Annotated in this window: 19 protein-coding genes and 1 tRNA gene; 4 read left to right on the top strand and 16 right to left on the bottom strand. The window is 62.8% G+C overall.

The annotated features are described in order from the left end of the window. Positions 1-232 precede the first annotated feature (232 nt). Positions 233-529: a hypothetical protein gene (locus tag F8237_RS13975; RefSeq protein ID WP_006022569.1), complete on the bottom strand. Its 297-nt coding sequence runs from the start codon at positions 527-529 to the stop codon at positions 233-235. 369 nt (positions 530-898) lie between these two features. Between F8237_RS13975 and F8237_RS13970 the strand changes: the two genes are divergently transcribed. Together F8237_RS13970 and F8237_RS37445 are read left to right on the top strand one after the other, a co-directional pair. Then, complete coding sequence (locus tag F8237_RS13970) at positions 899-1,375, top strand: hypothetical protein (RefSeq protein WP_124810153.1); 477 nt, start codon at positions 899-901, stop codon at positions 1,373-1,375. Between the two features lie 145 nt (positions 1,376-1,520). Further along, positions 1,521-1,766, top strand: coding sequence for a PilZ domain-containing protein (locus F8237_RS37445; RefSeq protein ID WP_080655009.1), 246 nt, complete (start codon positions 1,521-1,523; stop codon positions 1,764-1,766). A gap of 548 nt (positions 1,767-2,314) precedes the next feature. Here F8237_RS37445 and F8237_RS13960 read toward each other — a convergent pair. The 3 genes from F8237_RS13960 to F8237_RS13950 form a co-directional block, all read right to left on the bottom strand. After that, the gene (locus tag F8237_RS13960; RefSeq protein WP_006022566.1) at positions 2,315-3,010 is read right to left on the bottom strand and encodes a VIT1/CCC1 transporter family protein; all 696 of its coding nucleotides are present in this window, start codon (positions 3,008-3,010) and stop codon (positions 2,315-2,317) included. Between the two features lie 598 nt (positions 3,011-3,608). After that, complete coding sequence (locus tag F8237_RS13955; protein ID WP_006022564.1) at positions 3,609-6,839, bottom strand: efflux RND transporter permease subunit; 3,231 nt, start codon at positions 6,837-6,839, stop codon at positions 3,609-3,611. Next, a complete protein-coding gene (locus F8237_RS13950; protein WP_006022563.1) occupies positions 6,836-8,110 on the bottom strand; it encodes a TolC family protein in 1,275 nt (424 codons plus the stop codon). Before F8237_RS13950 ends, F8237_RS13955 begins: the two co-directional genes overlap by 4 nt. Before the next feature lie 119 nt (positions 8,111-8,229). Here F8237_RS13950 and F8237_RS13945 point away from each other — a divergent pair, with 119 nt between their 5' ends. Both F8237_RS13945 and F8237_RS13940 read left to right on the top strand, forming a co-directional pair. Continuing rightward, a complete protein-coding gene (locus F8237_RS13945; RefSeq protein ID WP_024343199.1) occupies positions 8,230-8,883 on the top strand; it encodes a response regulator transcription factor in 654 nt (217 codons plus the stop codon). Then, positions 8,883-10,229 (top strand): sensor histidine kinase, encoded by a 1,347-nt coding sequence (locus F8237_RS13940; RefSeq protein WP_006022561.1) that lies wholly within the window; start codon positions 8,883-8,885, stop codon positions 10,227-10,229. Before F8237_RS13945 ends, F8237_RS13940 begins: the two co-directional genes overlap by 1 nt. Before the next feature lie 31 nt (positions 10,230-10,260). Here the strand turns inward: F8237_RS13940 and F8237_RS13935 are convergent, their stop codons facing one another. The 12 genes from F8237_RS13935 to F8237_RS13875 form a co-directional block, all read right to left on the bottom strand. Beyond that, positions 10,261-10,779, bottom strand: a complete 519-nt coding sequence (locus tag F8237_RS13935) for a tetratricopeptide repeat protein (protein WP_223806705.1) — start codon at positions 10,777-10,779, stop codon at positions 10,261-10,263. Positions 10,780-11,419: 640 nt separating this feature from the next. Continuing rightward, positions 11,420-11,496, bottom strand: a tRNA-Arg gene (locus F8237_RS13930). A gap of 348 nt (positions 11,497-11,844) precedes the next feature. Then, complete coding sequence (locus F8237_RS13925; protein ID WP_151645506.1) at positions 11,845-12,912, bottom strand: sensor domain-containing diguanylate cyclase; 1,068 nt, start codon at positions 12,910-12,912, stop codon at positions 11,845-11,847. Position 12,913: 1 nt separating this feature from the next. Further along, complete coding sequence (locus tag F8237_RS13920; protein WP_374761619.1) at positions 12,914-15,991, bottom strand: bifunctional diguanylate cyclase/phosphodiesterase; 3,078 nt, start codon at positions 15,989-15,991, stop codon at positions 12,914-12,916. 207 nt (positions 15,992-16,198) lie between these two features. Further along, a complete protein-coding gene (locus F8237_RS13915; protein WP_201280195.1) occupies positions 16,199-17,284 on the bottom strand; it encodes a branched-chain amino acid ABC transporter permease in 1,086 nt (361 codons plus the stop codon). Further along, positions 17,281-18,291, bottom strand: coding sequence for a branched-chain amino acid ABC transporter permease (locus tag F8237_RS13910; protein ID WP_151645500.1), 1,011 nt, complete (start codon positions 18,289-18,291; stop codon positions 17,281-17,283). The genes F8237_RS13915 and F8237_RS13910 overlap by 4 nt, the downstream gene beginning before the upstream one ends. After that, positions 18,288-19,010 (bottom strand): ABC transporter ATP-binding protein, encoded by a 723-nt coding sequence (locus tag F8237_RS13905; RefSeq protein ID WP_015689349.1) that lies wholly within the window; start codon positions 19,008-19,010, stop codon positions 18,288-18,290. Before F8237_RS13905 ends, F8237_RS13910 begins: the two co-directional genes overlap by 4 nt. Continuing rightward, entirely contained in the window at positions 19,007-19,783 is a 777-nt protein-coding gene (locus tag F8237_RS13900; RefSeq protein WP_151645498.1) for an ABC transporter ATP-binding protein, read from the bottom strand. Before F8237_RS13900 ends, F8237_RS13905 begins: the two co-directional genes overlap by 4 nt. A gap of 159 nt (positions 19,784-19,942) precedes the next feature. Further along, entirely contained in the window at positions 19,943-21,127 is a 1,185-nt protein-coding gene (locus F8237_RS13895; protein WP_151645496.1) for a substrate-binding domain-containing protein, read from the bottom strand. A 330-nt stretch (positions 21,128-21,457) separates the two neighbouring features. Continuing rightward, positions 21,458-22,897, bottom strand: coding sequence for a sigma-54 interaction domain-containing protein (locus F8237_RS13890; RefSeq protein WP_151645495.1), 1,440 nt, complete (start codon positions 22,895-22,897; stop codon positions 21,458-21,460). 222 nt (positions 22,898-23,119) lie between these two features. Next, on the bottom strand, positions 23,120-24,856 hold the full coding sequence (locus tag F8237_RS13880; protein ID WP_162006049.1) for a putative bifunctional diguanylate cyclase/phosphodiesterase: 1,737 nt from the start codon (positions 24,854-24,856) through the stop codon (positions 23,120-23,122). Positions 24,857-25,075: 219 nt separating this feature from the next. After that, positions 25,076-26,041, bottom strand: a complete 966-nt coding sequence (locus F8237_RS13875; RefSeq protein ID WP_151645489.1) for a sensor histidine kinase — start codon at positions 26,039-26,041, stop codon at positions 25,076-25,078. Positions 26,042-26,207: the final 166 nt, after the last annotated feature.

Genomic DNA, 26,207 nt, shown 5'->3' with positions numbered 1-26,207 from the left:
GTCGGCTGAGGGGATAATGAAACCGATGCATCTTCACGACGCTCGGCATTCGGACCGCGCTTGAGCAGCGCAGCCGCTCTTCACCAGGGAGGGTCCGCACCTTCGCGCGACCGTGCGATTCTGCGCGAGTACGGATTGCCGCCCCGGCGGGGGTGAAGCCCGTCCAGGCCGGCGGACACCAGAACCATCGCCGTGCTGGCCTTATGCAGCGTGAGGGAATGCATCACACGCCTCACGCCGCAAAGCGACCATGCTGGTAAACTGCAAGAAGGAGTCCGGCGCGCTCGATCAATCGGCGCAACCCGCCGCCCGTGTCTGGTTCGGCGTCAAGCATCCAGATGCATTCGAGCCGACCGGTCTCGCCATTGACACGCCACGCCGCGACCAGTCGAGTCCGGTTCGTGCGGGGAGACTTCGTGAAAGGACGGTCACGCTCGCATCGCGGGTCGGCGAATGCGGGATTGCGTTTCGGCGAGGCGATCCGCGAAACGCGGAGCGAAGCCGGCAGAGTAAAAAATTGGAGAGTCATGTCTCACCTCCGTGACGAGCCGCTCGGCCGTCACAGGCGAGACTGATGATTCAGACTCGCGAGAACGACCTGAGCGGCACGCTTGCTCGACTACTGTCGCTTGGCATTGCTCGTTGATCCTCATGCGTCGGCAGCGGGTTGGAGCCGCTAGATGACATTGGCTGGATATCACCGTCATTCCTTGAGTGACAGTGTCTTGCGGGGTTGATCCGATATACAAAACAATATCCGGGATATACCATCGTATATTGTAAGGTCTTCGGCGATAACTACCTGCGCAATATCAAGCCGCTTAGACTCACCGGACACGGGCGCGTCGACTTCACTAGCGATGTGATCGCTCTGATTTATTTCGATCCGAGGTCTAGTGTGGGTATCGATATGGTTCTTGTCGAGCGCATCGTCGCGCGAAGCCCTCGTCTTCGGCGATTGCTTTATTCGTTGTCCTTAACCTTTCTGAAAGCGGCGTTTCGGTTTCGCCGCACGGGCTTGGATGCCTTTGCCCGACCGACATTGCGTTTATCGCAGTGTCTCTTTCGTACTGCCTCTTCGCGGATACGACGTCGTTATGCAGCCGAGCCGAAAATGACGTCGGACTCGCGCTTTGTGCTCCGTCGCCTTTCTCTCAAACTTTTGATCGTGCTGATCTTTGCCGGTGCTCAAAGCCCGCTGCCCTGGGGATTCGGGAAAGCGCTTACGATGATGCTGTTTATGAGCGCGGCTATCAGCTGTGCCTTGGCCCTCATGAACCACCAACGATTCAGATTGGGAGTCTTGAGCTACTGGGACGAATCTTTGGCCTTTGTCCTGCTCGGCCAAACCGCGCGGATGGTGTTTCTACGTTGAAGTATTGCGAGTGCGCTATGCCGGGGGCTCTCGTCTTCAAAATACTCGCCAATAACCTGCCACGCGATACGGGAATCGCGAAGGTGGCCGTCGAGGCGAGACGCGGGGCAGCGACAACCGCCTGCGGCGTCGTTTGGTATTGGTTATGACGGAGCGTCGCACCACTCGCCGTCGCCGCACGCTGTTGACGGGGAAGATCATTCTCAATCAGCGATCGTCCGTGATAAGTTGCGTCGTCCGAAACTTGTCGGACACAGGCGCCTGCCTCGAAGTTCCTGCTGCCCTGAACATTCCGGATGCCTTCGAGCTGAAAATAGAACCTGGCGGCGCTTGCTCACAGTGTCGAATAGTCTGGCGGAGCGCTACGCGCATCGGCGTGGCGTTCGATTGACACAAAGCTAGAACGCGCCTTCACTTTCAAGGGCGAGTGTAAAGGCGCTGGCCCGAGATACTGGCCGCGCGCACGGCGCTGCAGGCGTGACGGCTGATATGGCCGGACGGCAGGCTACAGAAATAACAAGGACAATGTGTGGGGGAAAGAGCCAATCTCACAAGGAGAATGGCGCGCCGTACTGGATAAAAGTGCGAACGCATATGTGATTGAATCTGCGATTAATTTATTTTGGGGCATCGTGATCCTCTCATCTTTCAGCGTTCGCCGGCTGCCGCCAATAGCCCCACCCAAACGGGTGCGCCGAACCGAACGCGGAGCTGATATCGGACCAAGTACAAGGTATCCGGTATTTTGCTTCTCCCGGGTCTATGAGGAAATGACTAGCTCTTTCCAAATCTGGGCCGCGTACGCAGTGGCTCTCTCCTAGTCCTGAAGTCCGCGGCATGTGTGATTGGGTACCGCTGGAATACATCGCAGAAAATCCCATTCTGCAGCGATGCAAATATCGAGTGCAAAATCGATTAAAAAATAGAGAGCTCCGCGAACTAGACGGCTCGACCGATGAGGGCACCAATGGTCGCAGTTGAGGCCATGGCGACTGCTCCCCAAAACACGACCCGAAGAGTGGGTTTCCATATGCTGGCGCCGCCAGCGCGAGCGCCGATCGCTCCGAGAACGCCAAGTCCGATGAGGCAGGCAATGGAGACGGTCCAGGTGGCGGTCCAGGCCGGCGACAGGAGAGCGACGGCCAGCGGCAAAGTCGCGCCAGATGCGAAGGTGACCGCCGAAGTGAAAGCCGCTTGAACTGGCTTCGCCATCACATGACTGGTCAGTCCGAGTTCATCCCGCGCATGGGCCCCGAAGGCGTCCTTTGCCATCATCTGCTCGGCGACCTGTCGCGCCAGTTCGGGCGTTACACCACGCTGCTCGTAGATCGCGGCGAGTTCGGCCAGCTCCGCTTCAGGTTGCGTGGCAAGTTCGCGGCGCTCACGCGCCATGTCGGCTTCTTCCGTATCGGCCTGGGAACTGACCGACACATATTCGCCTGCAGCCATCGACATTGCTCCGGCGACGAGCCCCGCTACGCCAGCAACCAGAATTTCGTGGGAAGCGGCGGTCGCGGCGGCAACACCGACGATCAGACTCGATGTTGAAATCAGCCCGTCATTGGCGCCTAGCACCGCTGCGCGAAGCCAACCTATTCGTTCGATCAGATGGTTCTCTTTATGAAGGGCTCGCATGGAACATGGTCCTGAATTACATTTCTAAGGCTTTGTAACGCGGCGCTGAGCACATAGGAAAAGGCGCCTTGCCTTCGAGATCGATCTGGAAACTTGGCCGGTCAGGCTGATCAATGATGCTATCTTCCGATGAAACGCCTACCGTTCCATCGCCACATACGCTGTAGTCCAAAGCCGCATTCAACTTCAATCGCCGGAGTGTTGTCCAGGCCTCTCAACGTGACTTCATTTGCCCTGACACTCATCACCAGATGATATCGTCCGTGGTGCGACATGTAGACCTGATGGAGGCATTTTCCGCTGCTACAAAACGTAAGGCGGTCGCCACATCTGAGTTCATGAAGATGAAGAGCGATGAGACGAACGTTCCCAACGTCAATGAAGCGGCTGAAGCCACGCGTTGTTGTCAATTCATCGCCACATACCTTCCTGTATTTTTGAAGGCCTGCCCGCACTTCCGCCGGCAGGTTTTGCACGTAGAAAGGACTGGGTTGATTGTCATGGACAGGAGAACTTGCGAGCGAGAGGGCCGGCGAGACAAAGAAAAGTGACGTCATAGCGGCTAAGATTGCCACGTCACGGAGCCGATTCGATCTTTTCATGCTGAAACCTCCACTTCCAACGGCTGTTTCTCTCGTTCGACGACGGCTGCGGAGCGGCGCTCCATCCATCGGTAGATCGCCGGCAACAGCAGCAGCGTCAGAACGGTGGACGACAGGACGCCGCCGATGACGACAGTGGCGAGCGGTCGTTGCACCTCCGCTCCCGCGCCCTGTGAAATCGCCATCGGTACGAAGCCGATTCCCGCGACCATGGCGGTCGACAATACCGGACGGAGCCGATCCGTGGCGGCTTGCCGGACTGCCTCGATAACAGGCAGCTTCCGCCGCAACGCATTGATATGATCGATCAGAACGAGACCATTCAGCATCGCGATGCCGGAGACCGCGATAAAGCCGATCGCGGCGGTGATCGAGAATGGCATGTCACGTAGCCAGAGTGCCAGCACGCCACCGGTGATCGCAAACGGAATACCGGTATAGACGACGGCGGCATGACGGACGCTCCCCAACGCCGAATAAACGAGCAAGAAGATCATCAGCAGCGCCGCCGGCACGACGATCATCAGACGGGCTCGGGCCGCTTCTAGCTGACGGAACTGGCCTCCGAACTCGATGCGATAGGATTCAGGCAGCGCAAGCTTGCCGTCGAGGCGTGCACGCGCTGCGGTCACATAACCTTCGATGTCGCTGGTGTTGAGATTGACCATCAAGGCGGCGCGGCGCTTACCATTGTCGTGCAGGATCGGTTCGACCGTTCTCATCTCGCGCAGACTTGCAACGCGGTCCAGCGGCACAAGGCCGGACGCGCCGACGCGCAATGGAAGGGAGAGGATCGATTTTGTGTCCGCGCGTAAGGACTCGGGCATACGAACGACGATCGCGTGTCGATGCTCTCCGTCCGCGATGAAGCCGACCTCGTCCCCACCGATCGCTGACGCAATGGCACGGTTGACCTCGGCGGTTCCCAGCCCCAACCGCACCATCGCGTCGTGATTGATCTCGACCACCACACTGTGGGTGCGGCTGGCCGCTTCGAATGCGGCATTGGCGGTGCCGGGCACGCCTTGCAATTCCTCTCGCGCCTGCGCGGCGAGCCGCTCAAGCACGTCGTAGTCGTCTCCGAATATCTTGACCGACAGATCCGCCCGCGTGCCCTCCAACATTTCGTTGAAGCGCATCTCGATAGGCTGCGCGAAAAGGAATGACTGCTCCGGCGCCAGCGCAGTGGCAGCCTTTTCGATCGCCGCAACCAGCTCGCTCTTGTTGCGCGGCATGTCCGGACCTTGCGGCCATTGGTCGAGCGGCTTGTAGAAGATGTAGAGGTCGTTCTCATTCGGCGGCATCGGGTCGGTCGCAACCGCGCTGGTGCCGATGCGGGAGAAGGTTCGGGTCACTTGCGGAAAGCGACGCAAAATTTCACGCTCGGTTTGCTGCTCGATCTCAAGGCTACGGTCGAGCGACATCCCCACGGGCTTGTAGACCATCGCCGTGATGGAGCCCTCATCGAGGCGTGGCGTAAACTGCGAGCCAAGGGTCAGGAATATCCTCAATGCCACGGCCAACAGGACTGCCGATGGAACGAGAAGGGCAGCGGGATGACGGAGGGCGAAGTCCAGGACGGGACGGTAGCCCCGGATCACGAGGCCGGCGAAGCCACCGTTATGCGTGATGTGGTTGTCGGCGGTTATCTCCGGGAGAGAATCTTCCTTTTCACTGACGCTCGGCTGACGCACCTTTTCGCCTCGTAGCAGCCGGGCGCACAGCGCCGGCACTAGCGTAAAGGTAACGATCAGCGCCGCTGCCAGCGCCAGCATCACGGCTTGCGCCATCGGCTGAAACAGCTTCCCCTCGACGCCGCCCAGGCTGAGTACCGGCACATAAACCAGCGCGATGATGGCCATGCCGAAGAACACGGGCCGCGCCACGCCCCCCGCAGCGTTGATGACGATGCGACGGCGTTCATCGGCCGTCAGCTCGCGCCCCTTGAGGCGCTGTGCCTCGCCCATCAGACGCAATGTGTTTTCCACGACGACGATCGCGCCATCTACGACCAGGCCGAAGTCGAGCGCGCCGAGGCTCATCAGATTGCCCGATATACCGAGCGCATGCATGCCCGAGATCATCATGAGAAAGGCCAGCGGGATGACCGACGCGACGATAAATGCCGCGCGCCAGTTGCCGACCACGATCAGCAATACGACGGCGACCAGCAACGCTCCCTCGCCAAGGTTGCGCTCGACCGTCGCGATGGTGCGATCCACCAATTCTGAACGATCGTACTGAACCTGAAGGATCATGCCTTTGGGCAGCGCGGCGCGCAGGTTCGGCAATTGCGCATCGACGCGCCGGGCAACGTCCCGGCTGTTCTGCCCGACCAGCATCATCACTGTGCCGAGCACGGTTTCCTTGCCGTTGGTGGTCGCGGCGCCATCGCGTGGAGCATGGCCGATGGTCACGGTCGCCAGATCCGCTACAGTCAGCGGCCGCACGCCACCTGCGAATTTCACGGGTAATGCGCGGATCATCTCCGCCGTCGTGACACGCGCTTCGGTTCGGACGGTGAAGCGTTGGCCGTTCTTGGTGATGGTCCCGCCGCCGGCATTGGCGACGTTGGCGCCAACAGCCTGGGCAAGCTCGCTCGGCGTGATGCCCGCTGTCGTGAGCTTCTTCAGATCAGGCTCGATGACAAACTGACGTTCGAGGCCGCCGTTGGAATTGACGTCGGCGACCCCCTCGATCGCGCGCAGCATCGGGCGCACGATATATTCCTGAGCCTCGAACAACTCCATCAGTTGTTGCCGCTCGTCCAAATCGGACGGCGGTTGCGCCCATTCGAGTGTGTAGTACCAGATTTCGCCAAGCCCGGTGGTGATCGGAGCGAGGCGCGGCGATGATCCGGCTGGCAGCATGTCGCGCACTGCGGAAAGCCGCTCGTTGACGAATTGGCGTGCGCGAAGCTGGTCCGTGCCGTCCTGATAGATGAGCGTGACCTGTGACAGTCCGGTCTTGGTGAGCGATCGCATTTCCCGCAGGCCCGGCTGACCACCCATGCTGCGCTCGATGGGCAGCGTCACAAGACGCTCGATTTCCTCTGGCGCCAGGGCAGGAACAGTCGTGTTGATCTGCACCTGCACGCCTGTGATGTCGGGAATGACATCGATTTGCAGATTCACGAAAGACCAGATTCCAAGACCAGCGATCAGCAAAGCGATGATCATCACCGTGGCTGGTCGACCGGTTGTCCATTCCAGAATCCGCCGCGTCATCGGGACACGCCGTCGAAGCTGCGGCCGCCATTGAGCGCCCGAAGTTGAAGCATCGCTTCCATAGCCTCACGTCGCGTGTCGAGCAGAGCCGACAGCGCGTCCAGATACTGGCGCTGCATCTCGACGTAAGTTGCGATCGGGATCGCTCCCTGGCGATAACTATCGGCGGCGGCGGTAGCTGCGGCCGCAAATTTCTCGGTGGCCCCGGCTGGCCAGCCCGCAAGGGCTCGACGCTTCGCCTCGTAGTAGGCTGCCTGTTCGTAAACCTGCCTCGCGATCCGTCGGTTGGCGGCGAGCAGGGCCGCATCGCCCTGGGATTGACGGCTCAACTCCTGTGCGAGGCCAGCAGCCTGGCTATTCCAAAGCGGCAACGTCGTCGTCAGCCGTATGCCGAAATTGGTCTCGCGGCTGTCTGACTTCGCGCGATTGAAGTAGGGACCGACTGAGACGTTCGGCACACGCGCTGCTTGTGCGAGGTCAACGCGCAACCCTTGCTGCTGCAATTGCGCGCGCAGCGACTGAATCTCGAAATTGTTGATGCCAGCTTGTTGCGCCATGCGCTCGACCGACGGAAGGCCGGGCAGCGTGATATCGGGCGGAGCAATGCGGAGCCGCGCTTTGAGCGGCGCGCCGCGAAGTTGATTCAGTTCGTAGACGATCGTGCTGGTCTCGGAATCAGCCATCGCGGCATTTCGCTCCGCCGTGATGGCACCCGCATCCAGAATGGCCGTGTCCAGCGTGGTGGCGATGCCCGCCGGATCCCGCTGCTCCACAACGCGTGCAAGCTCGCGCATCCGCGCGGCAACGTCGCGTGCCGCGGCGGCTTTCCGCTCGGCCGCGAACAAGGCATATCCCAAAGAGCGTGCCCGGCTTGCGAGCGTTGCGTCGAATTGCGCAAGACCGAGCCGCGCCAGCGCGATCTGATGCTCGGCGATGGCGCGACGGAGCGCCCCGCGTCCGGCAAAGTCGAGCGGCTGCATAATCGACAAGCCATATGTCGGCCCGGCGCCTTTCGGTGCACCTGTCAGGCCGTCGGCCATCCGGCGTTCGCCTAACTCGAATGCAGCTTCAGGGTCCGGCAGGCGATCAGCCGCGTCGCGCTCAACACCTGCAAGCCCGATCTGCTGGAAATAAAAGCGTCGTTCGGGGTTACTTGCCACGACGGAATTGGCAAGTGCATCAATCGACAGCACGGCGGCCTGCTGAGCGAAGGCTGGGGTCACCAAGATAATTGTTGATATGCGAACGATTATCAGGAGCAATTTTAACATTGGCACGAGTCTCAACACTGACTTCTAGACGCCTGATTGCCACGCTAGTCTGAACACAAGCTGTCAGCGTAAATGCAGGTTGATCCAGTATCGGACTGCAGCAATCAGGAGACATGACCATTCGCATTCTTCTTGTCGAAGACGATCAGGACATTGGCGCCCGCCTGAAGGAAGGGTTGGCCAGCTTTGGCTTTGTCGTTGAGCATGTGGAAGATGGTGAGCACGCCCTTTCCTTCGCGCTGCAAGAAGAATTCGACGCGATCGTTCTCGATCTCGGTTTACCCGGCCTGTCAGGCATCGAGGTCTTACGGAGGTTGCGACGTACCGGGGCCGCCACACCGGTCCTGATCCTGACGGCGCGCAGCAGCTGGACTGAGAAGGTGGAAGGTCTCAATGCAGGGGCTGATGACTATGTGGCGAAGCCGTTTCACGTCGACGAAGTCGCAGCTCGCCTGCGCGCGCTGATGCGGCGCGTCGCGGGCCAAGCCACCTCCGAATTGCGCCACGGAGATATCGTGCTTGACCCCGTTGCCGGCACCGCCAATGTTGCGGGCCAGCCGATCGAATTGACGGCACAGGAATTTCGCCTGCTCCACCTCTTCCTGCATCGCGTCGGCCGCGTCGTGACGCAAGCCGAGTTGCTCGACCATCTCTACGGCCTGAATGAGGAACGCAGCTCGAATACGATCGAGGTCTATGTCGGTCGGCTGCGACGCAAAATCGGCCGCGATACCATCAGGACCCTGCGCGGTCTGGGCTACAGGTTCGGCTGATGGTCAGAAGTCTGCGCGCCCGGCTGCTGGTTGGCGTTATTCTCACGACCGTGACAGGTATCGCTGTCGCTGGCGTTTCGATTTCCGCGCTGTTCCGGGCGCACGTCACGGAGCTTGTCAATGCCGAGCTGATCGGTCATCTCGACGAGCTCGAAGGTCTGTTGGCCCGCACGGCCGACGGACATGTCGCTCTGGCACAAAGGCTCAGTGATCCGCGCTTCGCGCAGCCCGGGACTGGCTATTACTGGCAGGTGAGCGATCGCAACGGCATCGTCCTACAATCAGCCTCCCTCGAACCGCAACGGCGTTTTCCGCCACCCGCGCGGGGGGCGGATCGGCAGCTTACTCGCTCAGTCGAAGCTGGCCCGGCTGGTGAGCCGATGATCGCATATGAGCGACCGTGGCAGACCGCTGAAAACGGTTACGTGCTTCAAATTGGCGCCGACCAGCGGATCGTCGATGATGTACTGAGACATTTTAATCAGGCGCTGGCCCTGTCACTCGGCACACTGGCAATAGCCCTAATTGGGGCCGGCACGTTGCAGGCCTGGTTTGGTCTGCGTCCCATGCGCCGTCTGCGCGACGCGCTGGGCGACATTCGCGCGGGCAAAGCAGAAACCCTGCCTGGTGACTTCCCGTCCGAAGTTCGGCCGCTGGTCGATGATCTCAACGCTCTGATCGACGCCAATACCCAGATGGTTCGCCGCGCCCGCACGCAGGCGGGCAATCTCGCGCATGGCCTGAAGACACCATTGGCCGTGCTGACGGACGAAGCGCGCCGGCTGCTCGCGAGAGGTGATACCGAGGGCGCCGCGGTCCTGACTCAGCAAACAGGGCGGATGCAGCGCCAGATTGATTTCCAGCTTGCCCGAGCCCGTGCCGCAGCCAACGCCGGCCTGCCTGGCGTCATCACGCAGGTCGAACCTGCCTTCGCATCAATAGCCGCGGCGATGCGGCGGCTCTATGCTCATCGTGAGCTGACGATCGTCCATACAGCCGAGACGGAATTGCTTGCCGCCGTCGATCCCAACGACCTTGACGAGATGGTCGCCAACCTGGTCGATAATGCCTGCAAGTGGGCTCGTGGTGTTGTCTCGATCAAGGCTACGCGCGATACCCCGACGGGGCAGCTCCTTATTACGATCGTTGATGACGGGCCAGGCATCCCGGCTGATGCACTAAACCGCGCGTTCGCCCCAGGCGAGCGGCTCGACGAGGCCAAACCGGGAAGCGGGCTCGGACTCGCAATCGTCCGCGATCTCGCCACACTGCACGGCGGCTCTGTCGAACTATCCAATGGCAGAAATGGAGGCCTTCACGCGGAGTTGCGGCTCCCATCAGCCTGACAAGTTCAACGGCGTCTAGGTTGGGCGAGTTTCATCGTGGCCGCGTCGTCCGCGCACCATTCGACCTGAGCGATTCGGCGCGCTCGAAATCAGCATCCGCGCCGCTCTGATCTCCAGCGTTCGCTTTCATCGTTCCGCGTTCGAACAAGAAGGTCGGATTCTTCGGATCAGCCTTGATGACCAGATCATAATCCGCGATGGCACGATCAAAGAGTCCTTTACGCCCGAGTGCCTTCCCGCGATTATAATAGGCACCGAGGTAGTCAGTCCTCAGTTGTACGGCGCGATCGAAATCAGAAATCGCGCGATCAAGCTCTCCCTTGCTCATTAAAGCAACGCCTCGGTTGTTGAGCGCGACATAGTAGTCGGGGGACAAACGAAGTGCTCGATCGTAATCCTCCATGGCACGGTCGATATCTCCACTCGACCGCAGCGCGACACCGCGATTGTTATAAGCCGCCGCCAACTGGGTGATCATCCGCTCGCCTGCCTGGATAACCGCTGTGCATCCCCGGATCGAGCGATCGGGTACGATTTCGGCCGCATGCACGCACGAGTCCCAATCCTCGTCGCTCAAAGCTGATGTGGGCGACGAGTTAATTGCAAAGTACGCAATAAATATCGTTGTGCTCAATAACGTAAGAGCACAACGCTTCCAGCGGGTGGTTCGCGCTAGGATCGATGCAGTTCGTGTTCTCGTATACAGCGGCGTAATGCAAATGAGCAAAGAGTAGCCTCAAGTACGTGCATTATATTATTCCCAGTTTGTTCTCTAACAATCCTGTCTGAATTTTCCCTGACAATCGACGTTTGAGACATCCGATCTGGTCGCTTCCCGAACGAGAGTACACCCGTCGAGTGCTATAGAGATTACCAAGCGAGCGCCGTGCGTGCCATCCGACAGGGACAGATCCAAGACTCCCGGACTAAGCCTCAGTCTGGTAGCATGAAGACATCAGCGGTGTTTGATGTACTAGCAGCGGCAATCGACGGGACGGGATGGATCCGGACTCGGTCACGGGAGGGCAACGAGGAGCCGCTATCCGGAAGAAATCGTCCTGCAAGAATTGAACATCGCGCTCTGCGGCGCTGCCAACTTGAATGACCTCTGAAATATCTGGAGGTCAATACGGCGAATTGCTCTGCAACGGCGCTCCGCAAATATGCAAGATATCAACCTAATATTAAGTTGGCGCGCCCGACACGATTCGAACGTGTGGCCTCCACCTTCGGAGGGTGGCGCTCTATCCAGCTGAGCTACGGGCGCATCGATATTCAGATAGTGTCCGAGATCGACCACGGTCAATCGCGAATTCTAGAATCGACATGGCTCAAACGACGCGGGCTAAAGCCTCGCCGATCATCGCCATTCGTACTCCACAACCTCCTTTCGGTTTGCTTCCGTGGTGCTTCCGCGACCTCGAATGCGATTTTCGTGCTTCCTTCGAGTTTCGCCAATCGCTTGGTTTCACTCGTTTTTTACGACACCCTCGACCATCAGAAAGAGCTTGCATTTGCCTTCGGAGGGCAACGCTCTATCCAGCTGAGCTACGGGTGCAATGGGCCTCATTTAGCCGATTGGCGGGGGGCGGGCAACCGCTTCCCGCCGCATCGATCAGGCTGATTTGCGCCCCAAGTGGCCAGGAACCGGCTCGCCGTCCCGGGCGAGGCCGGCAAACTCGGCGAGCAGCCGCTCGGCGCAGATGACGCGGTTGCGGCCGAGCCGTTTGGCCGCATAGAGCGCCTCGTCGGCCAAGCCCAGCAGCCGGTCGGGGCTGGCGTCGGCTTCGCTGGGAAGCCGGCTGGCGACACCGACGCTGAGGGTGACGTGGTCGCCGGCGCCCTCGGCGCCATGGGCGATCGCCAGGGCCATCACGGCGCGGCGGATCTCGTCGGCGATGGCGCAGGCGGCATCGCAATCCATGTCCGGCAGGATCAGCGCGAATTCCTCGCCGCCGTAGCGGCTGGCGAGGTCGAGTGGGCGCACGGCATGGCGGCTGACGACGGCGGCGACCGCGCGCAGGCATTCGTCGCCGCTCTGGTGGCCGTGGCGGTCGTTGAACTGCTTGAAATGATCGACGTCGACGAACAGCAGCGCCATCGGCTTCTGCGTCCGCTGGGCGCGGGCCCATTCCGCCTGCAGCATCTGGTCGAAGGAGCGGCGGTTCGACAGACCGGTCAGGCCGTCCTTGGTGGCGAGCTCCTTCAGCGCGCTTTCGGCGCGCTTCTGGTCGGTGAGGTCGCGCAGCGTCTCCACCACCGCGATCAGATGGCCGGCCTCGTCGTGGATCGGGCCGGCGTCGATGGCGAGATAGAGCTGGCTGCCGAGCTTCGGCATTACGCACCAGTTCTCCGCGCTGAAGCCGAGGCCGTTATGGCCGCGCGCGGCATATTCCGAATAGAACTCCGGCAATTGTTCGGGGCGGTCGAGCGCGACGAGGTCGGCGAGGCACGGGCGCTTGGTCTCGTAGAAGGCCTGCCAGTGTTTCGTGGTGCCGATCACCTCGGAGGCGGCAACGCCGGTCAGCCGCTCGCAGGCCCTGTTCCAGATCACGACGCGGCGCCTGGGGTCGATCACGAAGGTCGGCACCACCAGATGCTGCATCAGCCGCACGGCATAGGAATCGGCGACGTCGACCGGTCTGGCTGGAGTCTTGCTCGCGCCCTTGCCCGGCTTCGCCATCTCAGGCCACCGCCGCGATGGGCCGGGCATCGCCCGGGCTGAACAGCTTGCGCACCTCGGCCGCCGGCTTCGGCTTGCTGAACAGATAGCCCTGCATCTCGGTGCAACCGAGCGAGCGCAGCATCTCGCGCTGCGCCTCGGTCTCGACGCCTTCGGCCACCGTGGTCATGTTGCTGGCGGCGGCGATGTTCACCACGGCCTGCACGATCACGGGCGCGCCGCTTTCATCCGCGATGTCGGCGACGAAGCAGCGGTCGATCTTGATCTTGTCGAACGGGAAGCGCTTGAGGTAGCTCAGCGAGGAATAGCCGGTGCCGAAATCGTCGAGCGCGATGCGCACGCCGATCGAGCGGAGCTGGTGCAGGATCGAGAGCGCGGCCTCGTCGTCGCGGATCAGCACGGCCTCGGTGATCTCGAGCTCGAGCCGGCGCGGGTCGAGCCCGGAGGCGGCGAGGGCGCCGGCGATCCGCAGCGCCAGCGTGTCGCATTTGAGCTGCACCGGCGAGACGTTGACCGCGATCCGCACATGCGCCGGCCAGGTCGCAGCCTCGTTGCAGGCCATCCGCAGCACCCAGTCGCCGAGCTCGTTGATCAGGCCGGTGTCCTCGGCGATCGGAATGAACTCGGCCGGCGAGACCCAGCCGCGTTCGGGATGACGCCAGCGCAGCAGCGCCTCGCAGCCCGAGACCTCGTTGGTGCGCAAATCGACCAGCGGCTGATAGTGAATCTCGAAGCCGCCATTCACCAGGGCCTGGCGCAGGTCCTGCTCCATGGTCAGGCGCGCCTTGGCGCTCGCGTCCATCGCCGGCTCGAAGAAGCGATGGGTGCGGCGGCCCGAACCCTTGGCGCCGTACATGGCGAGGTCGGCGTTCTTGATGAGCTGGTCGAGGTCGGTGCCGTCCTGCGGCGCCAGCGCGATGCCGATGCTGGCATCGGTGGAGAGCTGGTGGCCGAGGCAATGATAGGGCTGGCGGATCGCCTCGTAGATCCGCGTCACGAACGACAGCACGTCCGCAGAGGACTGGATTCCGGTCTGGATCACCGCGAATTCGTCGCCGCCGAGCCGCGCGATCAGATCGCTCTTCTTGAGGCAGCCGCGCAGCCGGGTCGCGATCGCCTTCAGCAGATCGTCGCCGACATGATGGCCGAGCGAATCGTTGATGCCCTTGAATTCGTCGACGTCGATGTAGAGCAGCGCGAACTGACCTCCGCCGGCGACCTTGGCGAGCTCGCCTTCGATCTGTTCGCGGAACAGTGTGCGGTTCGGCAGGTCGGTCAGCGCATCGTAATGCGCCATATGCGCGATCTTCTCATGGGCGCGCCGCCGCTCGGTGACGTCGTCGACGACGTGGATGAGGTAGCGCGGCTCGCCGGCATTGTCGCGGATGCCGATCCGGGTCGAGGTGATGTAGCGCAGTCCCATGGCCTGGGTCTGCCAGGGGTGCTCGTCCTTGAACAATCCCTTGGGCGATTGTAGCGCCGTGTCGTCGTCTTCGGTCACGAGCACCGCGGACGGCTTGGGGAAGATGTCAAAGGCGGTCCTGCCGACGACGTGCTCGCGCGACTGGCCGAACTGCTGCTCGGCGACCCCGTTGATCAGCAGATACTGCCGGGTGCGCGCGTCCTTCACCGTGATCTGCGACGGGATGTGGTCGATGATCTCGCGGAGGAAAGTCTGGGTGCGGTCGCGCTCCTGCTCGAGATTGCGGCGCTCGGTGATGTCCTCGATCGTGGCGACCCAGCCGCCTTGCGCCAGCGGCGTGTTGATGACCTGGAAGGCGCGTCCGTTGGGCAGCTCATGGATCCTGGTCGAGACCTTGCCTTCGGCGACCACCCGCATCACATCGGCGCAGAACGCCTCGACGTCGCCACGGAATGCTCCGCGCTCCTTGCGGTGATACATCGCCTCGTGAATGTGGCAGCCGGGCTTGATGACGTCCGTGGACAGGCCGAACATGTCGGCGTAGCGGCGGTTGCAGGTGACGATATAGCCGGCGGCGTCGTACAGGATCAGACCCTGCGACATGTTGTTCAGGGCGGTGTCCAGGCGCTGCCGCTCCGCCTCGATCCGCTCATGGGCCTCCCGGTTCTGCCGGCTGATCTGGCGAATGATGAGGAAGAGGATCAGCGCGATCACCGCGGCCAGACCCGTCGCCGTGGTGACCATGAAGCCGGTCTGGTGGCGCCAGTCGGCAAGCGCGGCGCTCGCGGTGTTGGTCGCAACGATGACCAGCGGGAAATGCGACAGCGACGCCGCCGAGCCGAGGCGGTCCTCGCCGTCGATCGGGCCCTTGACGCGCAGCGTATGCCGGCCGCCTTCGGCCAGCATCTTGCGCATCAGCGGCGCGTCCTTGAAATTCCTCCCGATCAGCTCCTCGACATGCGGGTAACGCGCCAGCATCTTGCCTTCACGATCGAACAGCGAGATGGCGGCGCCCTCGGCCAATGCGACGGAGGCGAAATAGCGTTGATAGCTCTCGGGATCGATCCGGCGCACCAGGACGCCGATGAACGTGCCGTCCGGCATGTTGAGCCGGCGCGCGACGATGGTCGTCCATTTTCCGATGAGAAAGCTCTGCACGGATTCCAGCAGCACCGGCTCCGACCCCGGATTTGACTTGAAGGTCTGGAAATAGGTGCGCGACGAGACGTTGATCGCGGGCAGCGGCTGGGCGCGCGACCAGTTGATGATGTCGCCGTCCGCGTCGTAGATCACGATGTCGCCGAGGTAGGAGACCGCGCTGATCTTGCCGCGCAGCATCTGGTTGGCGGCAGGTCCGGACATTCGTTCGCGGAACATCGCGGGCGAGGTTATCTCCGTCAGGTTCATCTGCCCGATCAGGTCGGCGGCGACGACGTCGGAATCCTCAAACTGCTGATCGAAATGCCGCGCGATCAGCTGCACGGTGTTTGCCAGCTCGCGCTCGCGGTTGGTCAGCGTGCGCTCGCGAAAATCGCCGATGGCCATGGCGGTCACCGCGAAGATGCCCGCGACCAGCAACATGCCGCACAGGGTGAGCCAGAGCACCGGGCCGCGCCGCGTCGCTGCCTCCCAGCCGCTCTTTGCGGCTAGAGACATTCCGGCTGCGATCCTTGCAGAGACCTGACGCATTCCCCCTCCCTGAGGGAACACGAATACACCGCACAAATGGCCCAAACCTTAGCAAAGCCAGTTACCTAAGGATTAATTCGGTTGTGCGGCCAGGCTCGCATGCAGCGAGGCGGGAATCACCTCGCGGTTGTGCGACACGAGTAACAACCGCTGCGCTGCATCATGAATCGCCGCTTAATGCGAGGCGCCCGCGCCCTTGTCGCCGCCGCCATGGCGCAGCCGCCCGACCACGCCGGTGGGGAAGAAGTAGACGCTGGCGATGAACAGCAGTCCGAGCCACAGCAGCCAGCGGTCGGGGTGGAGCAGCCCTGGCAGCAGCGGCAGCCCGGCCTCAGACGCCGCCTTGGACGCGACGCCCATCAGCGACTGCAGATAGTTCTGCGCGAGGATGAAGATCGTGGCGCCGATGATGGCGCCGTAGATCGTGCCCATGCCCCCGATCACGACCATCAGCAGGATGTCGAGCATGATCGAGAAGCTGAGCGAGGTGTCGGGGCCGGCATAGCGCAGCCACAGCGCATTCAGGATGCCGGCGCCGGCGGCGACCAGTGCGGCCAGGCAGTTGGCGTAGGTCAGATGGAACACGGTGCGGAAGCCGAGCGCCTCGGCGCGAAAGCGATTCTCGCGGATCGCCTGCAGCACGCGCCCGAACGGCGAGTTCACCACGCGGAGCAGGCCGAGGATCATCAGGGCCGAGATCGCGAACACCAGGTAGAAGGTCAGGATGCGGCCGTTGATCTCGAAGCCGAACAGGCTCTTGGAGATCAGCACAGTGCCGGGGCGGAGCAGCTCCGGCAGCTGAAAGCTGCGCCCGTCCTCGCCGCCGGTCAGCCACGACAATTGCGAGGCCAGCACCTGGAAGGCGGAGGCGACCGCGAGCGTGATCATGGCAAAGAAGATCGCGGCGACGCGCAGCGAGAACAGGCCGATCGCAAGCGCCAGCAGCGCCGCCAGCGGCAGGCCGACGACGATGCCGGTGGCGACCGCGGCCCAGTTCGGACCCATCCCGTATAGCGCGATCGCGATGGCGTAGCTGCCGATGCCGTAGAACATGGTGTGGGCGAACGACACCGAACCTGTATAGCCGAGCAACAAATCGTAGGACGCGACCAACGCGGCGAAGACGCAGATCTTGGCTGCGACGTTCAGCGCTTTAGCGCCCGGGAACAGGAACGGCGTCGCCGCCAGCGCCAGGATGATGAGAACGAGAACGAGCGTGAGCACGCGGCTCTTCGGCGGATCGCCTGACAGGATCATCATCGGCTGGTCACCGCATAGAGGCCGCGCGGCCGCCACATCAGAATGGCGACCATCAGCAGGATGTTGGAGACGAGGGCGAGCTTCGGCACCAGGAAGCCGCCGTAATTGGCGACCATCGCGACCAGAATGGCGCCGATGAAGCAGCCGCCGATCGACCCGAGGCCGCCGATGATGACGACGACGAAAATCAGGACGGTGAGCTCGTCGCTCATGGAGGCATGGACCTGCTCGCGATAGAGCGCCCACATCACCCCGCCGAGACCGGCGAGCGCAGATCCCGTCATGAAGACGCCGAGGAACAGCCGGCGGATGCGGTAGCCGAGCGCCTCGACCATCTCGCGGTTCTCGACGCCGGCGCGGATCAGCAGGCCGAGCTTGGTGCGGTTGAGCACGAGCTGGATCGCGATGAAGACGGCGAGACCGATCAGTGTCGCCAGCACGCGATATTTGGCGATCGCGACGTCGCCGAGGATGAACGAGCCGCGCAGCGAGGTGGGCAGCGGCATCGGGATGATCTGCGGTCCCCACAGCGCATAGAGCGTCTGTTCCGCGACAATGAGCCCGCCCGTCGTCATCAGGATCTGCTTCAGATGCTGGCCGTAGACCGGCAGGATCAGCACGCGCTCCACGACCAGGCCGAGCGCGCCGGCCACCGCCATCGACAGCAGCGCCGCGGGCGCCAGCATCGCGAGGTTGATCCAGAGCGAGTCGGCCTGGATGGAGGCCGCGAACGGCGCCAGCACCAGCGTCGCGACATAGGCGCCGACGGCGATGAAGGCGCCGTGGCCGAAATTGAGCACGTCCATCAGGCCAAACACCAGCGTCAGGCCGGAGGCCATGATGAAGATCATCATGCCCATCGCGAGGCTCGCCGCGGTCAGCGTCAGCCATGTGCTGGGCGAGCCGATCAGCGGGATCATGACAAGGGCGAGCGCGATCGGCAGAAGGACCGGGGCGAGATCGCGCTTCGGCTTCGGCAGCGGATCGGTTGCGGCAAGTTCAGTCACTGATGCGTCTCCAGGCTCAGGCCGAGCAGCCGCTCCTGCAGCGGCACGTCGGCGGCCAGCGCCGCCATCTCGCCGCGATGGACGATGGTGCCGTTGTCCATCACCAGCACGTTGTCGCCGAGTTCGCGCGCGGCAAAGAAATTCTGTTCGACCAGCAGGATCGTCGCGCCCTTGCGCTTGATCTCCTTCAGGCACTCGATCAGCGCCACGATGATCGCAGGCGCCAATCCCTTGGTCGGCTCGTCGATCAGGAGCAGCTTGCGCGGCTCGATGATGGCGCGCGCGATGGACAACATTTGTTTTTGCCCGCCCGAGAGGCTTCCCGCGCGCGACAGCCAGAACCGGCGCAGCGCTGGGAAGAAGCCGAAAATCCATTCCAGCTGCTTGTCGTCCATCGGCCCGTCGCGGGCGGCGAGAACGAGATTCTCTTTCACCGTGAGATCGGAGAACACCGCCATGCTCTCCGGCACGTAACCGACGCCGAGCCGTGCGATGTCGGGCGTCGCGCGGCTTTCGATGCGCTGGCCGGCGAGACTGATCTCGCCGCTGGAGGCCTGCCAGAGGCCCATGATGGTGCGCAATGTCGTGGTCTTGCCGGCGCCGTTGCGGCCGAGCAGCATCGTGGTCTGCCCCTGCGGCACCGTGAGGTCGATGCCCTGGAGGATATGATAGCGGCCGATATGGGTGTGCACGCCGGAGAGTTTGAGCAGATCGGTCATGCTGCGCTCTCCGCAGCGTTCTTGGGGGCGACGCCGAGATAGGCTTCCTGCACGATCGGCGAGGCGATCACCTCGGCCGGCGGGCCGTCGGCGACGAGCTGCCCGTTATGCAGCACGATGATGCGGTCGGCGAGCGAGCGCACTACGTCCATCTTGTGCTCGACGAGGAGAATGATCTTGCTCTTGTCCTGCTTGAGCTGCGCGATCAGGTTCAGCACGACCGGCACTTCGTCGATGCTCATGCCCGCGGTCGGCTCGTCGAACATGAACACTTTCGGCTCCAGGGCGATCATCAGCGCGACCTCGAGCTTGCGCTGGTCGCCATGCGACAGCGCGGTCGCGGCGACGCTGCGGCGGCCGCCGAGCATGACCTGGTCGAGGATGGCGTCGGCGCGGGCGATCAAATCGCGGCGGACCATCCAGGGCCGCAGCATGTCGTAATGGGTGCCATCGGCGGCCTGCACCGCGAGGCGAACGTTCTCTTCCACGGAGAGGTTCGGAAACAGGTTTGTCAGCTGGAACGCGCGGCCAAGGCCGGCGCGGGTGCGCATCGGCGCGGACTGCTGGGTGATGTCGGTGCCGTCGAACAGGATGCTGCCGCTGCTCGCGCGGAGCTGGCCCGAGATCAGGTTGAAATAAGTGGTCTTGCCGGCGCCGTTCGGCCCGACGATGGCGGTGAGCTCGCCCGGGCGAAACGTACAGGTGACGTTGTTGACCGCGACATGACCGCCGAAGCGGATGGTGAGGTCGCGGGTTTCGAGGGTCAGCGTCATGTTCGTAAGGTGTCTTGGCTGGACGTTACACCTCTCACCGGAGGGGAGAGGTCGATTTGCGTAGCAAATCGGGTGAGGGGGCTCAGGTCCCACGAGAGGGCGGTCACCCTCACCCGGCGCTTCGCGCCGACCTCTCCCTATGGGAGAGGTGAAGAAAGATCAGCGCTTGTTGCGGACGGGAACGTCCATGTCCTCGATCTTCAGCTCGCGCACCGGCTCGAGCACGGCCCAGGCGACGTTCGGATCGACCTTGACCTTGAAGTGATACATGCTCTGCAGCGCCTGATGATCCTCCTTGCGGAACACCATCTTGCCCTTCGGCGTGTCGAACTCCAGGCCTTCCATTGCCGTGATCAGCTTCTCGGTGTCGGTCGACTTCGCCTTGGTGACGGCGGCGACGACGGACATCGCGGCGGCGAAACCGCCGGCGGTGAAGAAGTCCGGCGGCGCGTTGAAGCGCTTCTGGTGCTCGGCGACGAACCAGTCGTTCACCGGGTTCTTCGGGATGTCGTAGTAGTAATAGGTCGCGCCTTCCATGCCCGGCAGACCCTTATAGGCCGCGAGCGCCGGCAGGATGTTGCCGCCGGTGGAGAGCTCGATGCCGTAGCGCTTCGGGTCCATGTCCTGGAGCTTGGCCAGCGGATTGCCGGCGCCGGCCCAGATCACCCAGATCACCTTGCGGCCGGGCTTGTCCTTCAGCGCATCGAACAGGCGCTGGCCGACTGCGGTGAAATCGGTGGTCGAGGTCGGAGCATATTCTTCTGCGGCGAGCGTGGCGCCGGTCTTGGCGAGCGCCTCCTTGAAGGCGCCGACGCCGTCGCGGCCGAAGGCGTAGTCCTGCGCCAGCGTCGCCACGGTGACGCCCTGCTTGCCGATCGCGACCGCGTTCGAGATCGCATCCTGCGACGAATTGCGCGCGGTGCGGAAGATGTAGCGATTCCACTTCTCGCCGGTAATCTGGTCCGCGACGGCGGGCTCGACGATCAGGATCTTCTTGTTCTCCTCGGCGACGGGGAGAATGGCGAGCGCTGCGGCCGACGAGGTCGTGCCGATCGCGATGTCCGCCTTGTCGTCCTGATAGGCTTCGGCGAGCGCGGCCTTGGAGAGATCCGGCTTGCCCTGGTCGTCCTTGGTGATGACGACGATCTTGCGGCCGTCGAGCGTCATCGTACCCTTGGTGGCGTATTCAAAGCCCATCTGCAGGCCGGTCTCGGTCTGCTTGGCGTAAGCCTCTAGCGGGCCGGTCTTGCCGTAGATCAGCGCGACCTTGAGGTCGTCGGCTCGGGCGGAGGTGGTCGCGGCCAGGCCGAGCATGGCTGCTGTGAGAATGAGCGATCGACGCACGATGGGTTCCTCCTTGAATGAACTGCCTTGATCACAGCGATTTGCACAAGTGTGCATACATTGCAATTCCACCTTCCGGCAGAGCCTGCATGAGGCGCATGTGACAATCTGTTGACGTGTGGGCGTCGCGACGTTCGCGATGCCTGCGCGCTGACACGTCGTGCATCAGCCCATGCGTTTCCTCTGGCTGCCCACAGCAAGCCCTGCGCCAGATGCGGAGCTTTGCATTGGAATGGCTGAAAATGCGGCAGAAGCGCTGACGATGCCAAAGGCAAGGCCGGCATCATGGTGTCGGGAATCCGAGACTCCAGACACGGATTGTCTCGAAACTCAGACAGGCGGCGATCCGGACGCCAGCCCGAACTTGGCGAGTTTCTTGTAGAAGGTCGCGCGCGAGATCCGCAGCATGCGCGCGGCTTCCGTGATCTGGCCGTTGCTGGCAGCCAGCGCATGTTCGAGCGTCTGCTTCTCGAACTCGGCCTCGGCTTCGGCATAGGGCAGGACCGAGCCGGTCATCCGCGGCACCGGCGCTACGTCGATGTTTGCGCTGACCGGCAGGATGTGAACGAAATCGTCGCCGGTCAGGCGTCCGGAATCGCTCAGGATCAGCGCGCGCTCCAGGATGTTGCGGAGCTCGCGGACATTGCCGGGCCAATCGTAGCGCGCGAGCGCCACAAGCCCGCTCGGCGTGATCCTCGCATTGACGAAATCGCCGGAGGCGCTGATGTCCTCGATTAGCCGCGCGCAGATGTCAGGCAGATCGTCGATGCATTTTCGCAAGGGCGGAAGGTCGATCGAGAGCACGTTGAGGCGGTAATAGAGATCGGCGCGGAAGGCGCCGTCGCTGACGCGCTTGCGCAGGTCCACATTGGTTGCGGCGATGACGCGCAAATCGACCTTGGTGATCTTGTCCGAGCCGAGCGGCTCGATCTCGCGCTCCTGCAACACGCGCAGCAGCTTGGCCTGCAGCTGCAGCGGCATCTCGCCGATCTCGTCGAGGAACAGCGTGCCGCCGTCGGCGAGGCGGAATTTGCCTTCGCGTCCCCTGCGGTCGGCGCCGGTATAGGCGCCCGGCGCGGTGCCGAAGAATTCGGATTCGATCAGCGTCTCCGGGATCGCCGCGACATTGACGCTGACGAACGGTTTTTCCGCGCGCGAGGATGCATTGTGGATCGCCTGGGCCAGCAGCTCCTTGCCGGTGCCGGTCTCGCCGGTGAGCAGCACGGTCACGCTCTGCCGCGCCGCGCGTTTGGCAAATTCCTTTGCCTGTGCGATCGCCGGTGTCGTGCCGACGAAATCGGCCAGGGTGAAGCGCGCCGCGCGGGCGTGCGACAATTGCCGCCGTGCCAGCCGCAGGTCGCTCTCGAGCCGGGTGACGCGCGCGAGCAGCGGCTTCAGGCCTTCGATGTGGTCATAGAGCACGAAGCCGATCGCGCCGATGACGTTGCGCTCCTCGTCCTCGATCGGCATGCGGGTGACCACGAGCTGCTCGCCGCCGAGCTCCATGATGTCGAGCAGGATCGGCTCGCCGCTTTCGGCCACGTTCCGCATCAGGCTGTTCGGGATGATCTCCTCGATCGGCCGCCCGATCGCCTCCGCCGTCTGTTTCAGGCCGAGCGACGCCAGATATTTCTCGTTGACGTAGATCACCCGCCCGCCGCGATCGATCGCAATCGCGCCCTCGCACAAATGCTCCAGCCGCTCGAACAGCGTCACCATCGCCCGTGCGCGGACATAGGCGGGATCGCTGACGGAGGGGGGAGAGGGCATGGCGTACCTCAGGGGAAGTCCGCCTGTATTAGCAAAAGGGTAGCGATTTCAAAGGGGGAAATGGGCGTTGGAGTTGCGAGCCGCCCCCACCGCTGTCATGCCCCGGCTTGACCGGGGCATCCAGTACGCCGCGGCGTACCGGTTCAACCACAACCGTCTCGGCGTACTGGGTCGCCCGGTCAAGCCGGGCGACGACAGCGAGATTGTTGCGCCGCTGTCGCCCTACCGCCGATACCCGTTCGCCCGTGAATAGCCCTGGCGGTTCTGCTGCAGCGGGCGGCTGGCGACGCTGCCACGTGCTTCGCTCGAGGCGGGCGTGGCAAGCTTCAGCTCCTCAAGGAAGATCGGCCGGGCGAAATAATAGCCCTGGGCGTAGCGGATCTTGGTCGCGGCCTGGAGATAGGCGAGCTCTTCGTAGGATTCGAGCCCTTCGGCGATCACGGTCATGCCGAGCGCCTCGCTCAGGGATTCGATGGCGCGCAGGATGCCCTGGCTGCGCGGGCGCTTATGGATGTCGGTGATGAAGGAGCGGTCGATCTTGATCTCGTCGGCTGTGATGTCGGCGAGCGCCGAGAGCGAGGAATAGCCGGTCCCGAAATCGTCGATGGAGATGCCGACGCCGAGCTTGCGGAACATCGGCAGGATTTCCGACTGGAAATGGCTCTTGGCGACGAATGCGTCTTCGGTCACCTCGATCATGAAGCGCTGCGGAAAGCCGGTGTCCTCCAGCGCCTGCGCGAAGTTGCGCATGAATTCCGGATTGCCGGCCTGCTTGGCGGCGACGTTGATGCTGATGGTGGCTTCCGCGCCAAAGGTGTCGTTGATCAGGTCGATCGACTTGACGATCTCGGCCAGCACGAGATGGGTGAGCTCGTCGATCAGCCCGAGCTCGCCGGCCAGGTTGATGAACGAGCCCGGCGCCTGGATCACGCCTTCGTCGTCGCGCAGCCGCACCAGCGCCTCGATACCCTTGACCGCCTGCGTCCTGATGTCGACCTTGGACTGGAACGCGCAGCAGAAGCGTTTTTCCAGGATGGCGAGCCGCAGCGACTGCTCGATCTTCATCCGCGCCAGGGCCTCGCGCTCCATGCTGGAGTCGAAGAAGGCCGCCGATCCCTTGCCGCCGTTCTTGATGCGGTACATCGCGATGTCGGCGTTCTGGCGCAGCGTCTCGAAGCTGCGGCCGTGGTCGGGATAGAGGCTGATGCCGACCGAGGTGGAGGCGAAGACCTCCGAATTGTCGATGAAGAAAGGCGCGGTCAGCCGCTCCAGCGTCGATTGTATGAATTCGGCGACCTCCTCCTGGCTCTGGATCGGCGAGAGCAGCAGCAGGAATTCGTCGCCGGAGATGCGCGAGAGCATGTCGGATTCGCGCAAGTCGCGCCCGAGCCGCTTCGACAGCTCGACCAGCAGCGCGTCGCCGACGGCGTGGCCGTAATAGTCGTTGATGTGCTTGAAATTGTCGACGTCGAGAAAAGCGAGCGCGAAGCGTCCGCCGTTGCCCTCGCGCGCCAGCAAGCTGTTGGCGCGATGTTCGATCACGCGCCGCGAGGGAAGGCCGGTCAGCTCGTCGAAATAGGCCGAGCGGAACAGCTGGTCCTCGAAGTTCTTCTGCTCGGTGATATCAGAGGAGGCCGAGATCAGGAGCTCGCGTCCGGCAAGGCGGACCGGACGATGTGTGGTCAGCAGCACCTGGCGCGCGGCGCCGTCGTGAAGTGCTTCCTCGGTGACGACAGCCTGGCCGGCGGTCAGTGCCCGCTGGCAGGCTTCCCGGCGCTGTGCGAGATCGGGTGAGGGGCGGCTGCCGTCCATGCCGAGCTGGGCGGCCGCGACATCGTTAACCAGCAGAAGCTCGCCTTGTGCGTCCTGCACGGTCAGGCCGGCCGGCAGCATTCTAACGATTTCCTTGAGAAATCCGAGTTCGGCTTCGCTCGCGCCGGAATACCTGTTGTCGTTCATAGAAGTCATGAATCTTGTTGTTTCAGCGCGCCTTTGCAATGGGCACGATCTTGCGCGGTTCCCTCTTAGGTTTGGTTAAGGGCTCCGCAGAAATACGAGGGTGTTTCGGGGGAAACTTGCGGCGATGCGACGCGTGCCCCCGATCGTCATTAACAGAGGGTCAACGCCGCTTGCGAAACCGCGAGCGGAGCGGGCGGTTCTGTTTCGCTTGTGCCGGGTCTAGCCGCTTGGCGGGATGCGGCATTGCATGATGCAATGCAGGCCGGTCGCCAGATACGAGACCTCGGTCTTGCCGTCGAAGGCCGATAGCGCGGACTTCAGCAATTTGGTGCCGAAACCCGGCGCCGACACCTGGCCGATGCTCGGGCCTTCGGTCTCGTCCCAGGTAATGGTCAGCCGGTCGCCGCTGACGGTCCATGACACCTGCAACAATCCGCACGGTGCGGAGAACGCACCATATTTACCGGCGTTGGTGGCGAGCTCGTGAAACATCAGTGACAGCGTGACCGCGAGCTTCGGCGGCAGGAACAGCCGGTCGCCATTGAGGGTGAAGCGGACATGGCCGTAAGGCCCGAGCTCCGCGATCAGCAGATCGCGGATGTCGCAGCCCGCTTTGTCGATCCGCGAGATCAAATCGTCGGTCGTGGCCAGAGAACGCAGCCGGGGGTCGATCCGGGCCCAGACCTGCGGCTCGTCATGCAGCACCTGATGCAGCACGGCATGCACCGTCGACAGCTTGTTCTTCAGCCGGTGCTGAAGCTCGTCGACCAATAGCTTGCGATAGTCCTCTTCCTCGATCAGGCGCCTGGAGATCCGGCGCTGCTCCGTCAGCATCGTGCGATAATGCTCGACGCCCCAGATGGTGAGGGCGCAGACGCACCAATACAGCGTCAGCAGGGTGAACCGGGACCGATCCGCAAAAGCATCGCCGAAATTGACGACGACGCCGAGCACGCCGCCGACCAGCGCGGTGATGATGCCGATCCGCAAGCCGCCGAACGCCGCGGCGAAGAACACGGCCGGGAAGTAAGGCGTGAAGTAGACGTCCGGTCGCACATGCGCGAGACCCCAGCGCGTCAGCGTTGCGACCAGCAGGCAGGTGACCGCGAAAGCGATGCTCAGCGCGAGCGAGGGTGGTGCCTCGCCCTGCCAGCCGTTGCGGAATTCATCGATCAGCTTCTGCATGCGCCGCCCGGTTGCAAGATGCGCTCGGAAATCGAGAGGTGGACGAGGATGTTACGCATGTCGCATGCTCAAGCAAAGCTTGCCTTGTCGATAGCCCGCAGGAATAGTGAGCGTCGCGGCGCCGACTGTCGCAGCGCCGTCATCGATCGGTGTCGGCCATTTGGCA

This window comes from Bradyrhizobium betae, assembly GCF_008932115.1.
Taxonomy (GTDB): domain Bacteria; phylum Pseudomonadota; class Alphaproteobacteria; order Rhizobiales; family Xanthobacteraceae; genus Bradyrhizobium; species Bradyrhizobium betae.
The sequence above is the reverse complement of the archived record's forward strand: the minus strand, read 5'-3'. Positions and strand labels throughout refer to the sequence as shown.